Below are 4,018 nucleotides of genomic sequence, written 5' to 3'. Positions count from 1 at the left end.
AGAGGCTGGGATGGACTGGAACCCTTCATGTTCCTGGCACAGGGCATTACTCAGGCGAAACGGGCTTGGAACTGTTTGAGCAGAGACTCACAGAACTTGGTCCGATCAGCGTTCAGCTGTTGGGACTTGGAAGTAATGGCCACATCGCGTTCAACGAACCTGGCTCTGATTTTGACACTACGACAAGGCTCGTTGAGCTTCACCCAGCGACTAGAAGCGACAACGCAAGGTTTTTCGAGAGCCCAGACCTTGTTCCCACTCACGCTTACACGCAGGGTCTGGCGACTATCCGAGCAGCCACTGCGCTAGTTCTAATCGCCTTGGGCGAGAGAAAGAGGGCAGCGCTATCAGCCATTTTTGAGAATCCGAGGCCAGATGTCCCCCTTGCCGCACTGCTGGACCATCCTCATCTGACGATTGTCAGCGATTTAGCTTTTTAGCCCCCAGAGTCCCAACGGCATGGACAACATGCCTTCTTTCACCACCATTTTCGGCAATTCGTCACTCTCAACCGTGAGAAAACCATCGAGATCTGAGTAGTCAGCGCTCTGGGCTGCAATAAAGGCAGGTGCAATTCCGAGTGAGCTGCTGACCATGCAACCAACCATGATGCCAAGGCCCGCCTCACGAGCGGCCTCAATCTCGCGAAGTGCAGATGTTAGGCCACCAGACTTATCCAACTTGAAATTTATGACCGAAAAATTCTTGGCTAGCTCCTCTGCCGAACGACCGGGGTAGTTGCTTTCATCGGCGCATAAAGGTACTGAGCTGGCTACATTTTGCAATTGGCCATCTAATTCAGATGGCAATGGCTGTTCCAAGAGCTCCACAGCGGTGTCCTCAAGTACGGGGAGCATTTGTTTCAAGGTCGCTAAGTCCCAACCTTCGTTTACATCCACAATCAAGCGCGAGTTTGGTGCGGCCTTTCTGATGCCTAGTAGCGCATCCCTATCATGTTCGGAGCCGAGCTTTATTTTGATTATTGCCGAGTGAGAGTGCTCTGCAGCGTCTGCAATCATGTCTTTTGTTGATGCCAGCGAAACTGTGTATCCCATTGTTAGAGAGGCTAGTTCTCCCATTCCGAGCATCGAACCGACTGACGTGCTCAGAGTATTAGCTTCGAGGTCCCATAAAGCACAATCAATGGCATTGCGAGCGCTACCGCGAGGCAAAAGATCAACAAGCGATTCACGGTCAAAGACTGCGGGAAGAGATTGGATTTGCTTGAGTGCTAATTCCGCGGTGTCTCCATAGCGGGCGTATGGGACTCCCTCTCCTCTCCCGATCACCCCGTCTTTTTCGACCTCCACTCTGAGTACATCGGCAGTGGTTTTTTGACCCCGCGAGATGCCAAAGGGCTTTGACAGCTTTAGGGAATGAATTTCACCCCTTATCCTCACTGAATTTCCTCGGATGAGAGCGAGTCGGAGCAAGCTCGGTAGATTTCGGCGATTCCCTCTCGAGACGTTCCAACAGTGAGCCGGTTTGTTGACAGCACACCAGTCTTTTCACCATTTGGATCTGAAATCATTAGCGTTCCAGTGAACCCAGAGTGCGAGAATGTAATTCTGAGAGCAAACTTCTGCCTAGCGTGAATTGACGAAATTAATTCGGGTCAAAACGACCGAAATTTTTTGAATGAAATATGAAATTGAAATATTTGAGGCAAAGCACTCGATATTCGGAATGCTCATGGCGGTTGCGGTCATGCTCATGTTCCGCATGGCTAACGCCGCATGCGAGCAAATAAACTCAACCATGTTCTAGGGTAGCAGTCGGTTTTCGGCAGAAGAATAAGAGATTTCACATGTTTATTAGGCAGGCTGTCCCCAATGACACACCTGAGATTGCTTCACTGTTCTTAAGCTGTCTCAAAATCTCTTATGCCGGTGTATTGAACGAAGAAGTTCGGAGGACTGCAGACCTGGAGTACTCTCTGCAGCTATGGAGCAACGCCCTGGGCAGCAACCCTGATCGTCAAACTTTCCTGGCTCTAGAGGAAGATCAGTTGGTGGGTTTTTATCGCATTGGTCCAGAAAATGAGAAATCTTCTATGGGTCACCTCTTTTCTCTCTACATTTCGCCGAACTTTGGAGGCCAGGGAATAGGCAGCAAGCTGCTCTTGGAAGCTCTGCATGACCTGGAAGCTCGCGGGTTCTCTGAGGTCAGTCTCTGGGTGTTTGCTGACAATAAGGCCGCACTCGGACTATATAGGAAATTTGGTTTTGAAATCACCAACGACTGTCGAACATCTGACGTTTGGAAGGCCCCAGAGGTCAAGATGATAAGAAACGGAAACTAAGGCTAGAAATCAGAGTTTTCATGTCGCGCATCTCCCGATCTTGAGCAACCATAACGGGAGTTGGATCCCAATAGAGGTTCCTTGGGCGGTGGCTTAGCCAGGTATTGCTACTTTCAGAGGCGCGTATCGCCCAAGCCAGAAGGCGAGGGTATCAGCGATGGCAGCTGTCAGCTCCACACCTGACGCCCACCACACGAACCGATTGATTTGTATATCCAATGCTGTTTTCACCTTTGTTTGTTAGCGAACCCTCGATTACTTTGGCCAAGCTCTTGATGCTTCGGGAGAAATAAATAGGTGCACCAAAGAGAAAACTGTCGATTTTGCCTTAATTTGTGAAGCAACATTTTCTCGCGATTTGATTACGAAAAGGTAAAACTTTGTCATTAAAAGCTTTTTCCGTGTATTTTCATGACATAACTACAAAGGCTTACCGTTTTTCGGTGAGAAAACAATAGACAGAGAGGGCAAAATGACTCAGATAAGCGGGTTGAGCCGTCCACTGAAGCTCATTGCGTTGGCTACGGCCACCGGATTGGTTTTGGCTGGATGTGCGGCAACTACCGAAGAGCCAACCGCCACCCCAACAGAGACAACAACTGCCACCGAGCAGCCAGAGGCAACTGTTGGCGGCAACATGGTTGTCGGCATCACAATCGATCCAGACACCATCTTTCCCTGGAAGGCAACACAATTCCAGGCATTCCGTATGTTGGAGAATGTTTACGACACACTCACCGCATTCGACGCAGACCTAAATGTTGTTCCAGGTTTGGCCGAGTCATGGGAGGTCTCAGCGGATGGCATGTCCATCACCTTTGACTTGCGAGACGGAGTGAAGTTCGCCGACGGAAGCGAATTTGACTCTGGCGACGTGAAGTACAGCTACGAGGCTATCCAGCGTGAAGAGAATGCTGCCGTTGCAAGAGCAACTCTGGGCGTCGTCGTTTCAATTGACACTCCAGATGCCGACACCTTGGTGTTGAACCTCGCCACCCCCGACGTGGGCCTGCTTGCTAACCTCACTTCGGTTAACCTCGCCATTGTCTCTTCCGATGACAATGAAGAGTCACTCAGCACAGCAACCAACGGTACCGGACCATTCATTCTCGAGAGCCGCACCGCTGGTCAGAACGTATTGCTTGCCAGAAACCCGAACTACTGGGGTGATCCAACTCCGTTGGACACCCTTGAGTTCCGCGTATTGCCAGACGAGGCCGCCATTGCCGCGGCCATGTCAGCCGGAAATGTTCAGCTAGCGGTGCTCGGTGACCCAATTACCGCGCGCTCTATCGGCGGAGATGTAACTGTTCAGACCACGGGTCAGCTGAGTTATCACGCTTTAATGATGAGGTCCACTGAGGGCCCACTGGCTGACGCGAATGTTCGCTTGGCGATTGCCTGTGCGATTGACCGACAGGCTGTTTTGGACACCGCTTTGCTTGGTGAGGGCCAGGTCACCGGACCGATTACATCGCCAGCATTTGCATCTGATCCAAACGCACGCCCTTGCCCAGAACGCGACCTAGCTAAGTCTGCTGAGTACCTGGCCGCTGCTGGATATGCCGGCGGCTTGACCGTTGGGGCAATCGTTGCTCAAGCTCTTTACGCAGGTTCGGTTGAAATAGCCCAGGCAGTGGCAGCTCAGCTGGCTGAAGCTAACATCACCTTGGAGCTTGAGGTGTTGGAGAGTGGAACCTACATAGACCGCTGGAT

The 4,018-nt window shown here is 51.2% G+C and carries 6 protein-coding genes; 4 read left to right on the top strand and 2 right to left on the bottom strand.

Going from position 1 to position 4,018, the window contains the following annotated elements; all coding sequences use genetic code 11:
- Positions 1 to 440, top strand: a 440-nt coding sequence (locus WAO31_RS06560) for a 6-phosphogluconolactonase (RefSeq protein WP_509591683.1), incomplete at its 5' end; no start/stop codon positions are given.
- Here the strand turns inward: WAO31_RS06560 and WAO31_RS06555 are convergent.
- Together WAO31_RS06555 and WAO31_RS06550 are read right to left on the bottom strand one after the other, a co-directional pair.
- Complete coding sequence (locus tag WAO31_RS06555) at positions 429 to 1,400, bottom strand: dipeptide epimerase (RefSeq protein WP_509591681.1); 972 nt, start codon at positions 1,398 to 1,400, stop codon at positions 429 to 431. The genes WAO31_RS06560 and WAO31_RS06555 overlap by 12 nt on opposite strands.
- Positions 1,397 to 1,531, bottom strand: coding sequence for a hypothetical protein (locus WAO31_RS06550; RefSeq protein WP_509591679.1), 135 nt, complete (start codon positions 1,529 to 1,531; stop codon positions 1,397 to 1,399). The genes WAO31_RS06555 and WAO31_RS06550 overlap by 4 nt, the downstream gene beginning before the upstream one ends.
- A gap of 107 nt (positions 1,532 to 1,638) precedes the next feature.
- On the opposite strand from WAO31_RS06550, the gene WAO31_RS06545 reads away from it, so the two are divergent.
- The 3 genes from WAO31_RS06545 to WAO31_RS06535 all read left to right on the top strand — a co-directional run.
- The gene (locus WAO31_RS06545; RefSeq protein ID WP_509591677.1) at positions 1,639 to 1,767 is read left to right on the top strand and encodes a hypothetical protein; all 129 of its coding nucleotides are present in this window, start codon (positions 1,639 to 1,641) and stop codon (positions 1,765 to 1,767) included.
- A gap of 40 nt (positions 1,768 to 1,807) precedes the next feature.
- Positions 1,808 to 2,302 (top strand): GNAT family N-acetyltransferase, encoded by a 495-nt coding sequence (locus tag WAO31_RS06540; protein ID WP_509591675.1) that lies wholly within the window; start codon positions 1,808 to 1,810, stop codon positions 2,300 to 2,302.
- Positions 2,303 to 2,792: 490 nt separating this feature from the next.
- A partial coding sequence (locus WAO31_RS06535) for an ABC transporter substrate-binding protein (RefSeq protein WP_509591673.1) occupies positions 2,793 to 4,018 on the top strand: 1,226 nt, incomplete at its 3' end.

It is taken from the genome of Rhodoluna sp. (assembly GCF_049276775.1).
In the GTDB taxonomy this organism is placed as follows: Bacteria; Actinomycetota; Actinomycetes; order Actinomycetales; family Microbacteriaceae; genus Rhodoluna.
The sequence above is the reverse complement of the archived record's forward strand: the minus strand, read 5'-3'. Positions and strand labels throughout refer to the sequence as shown.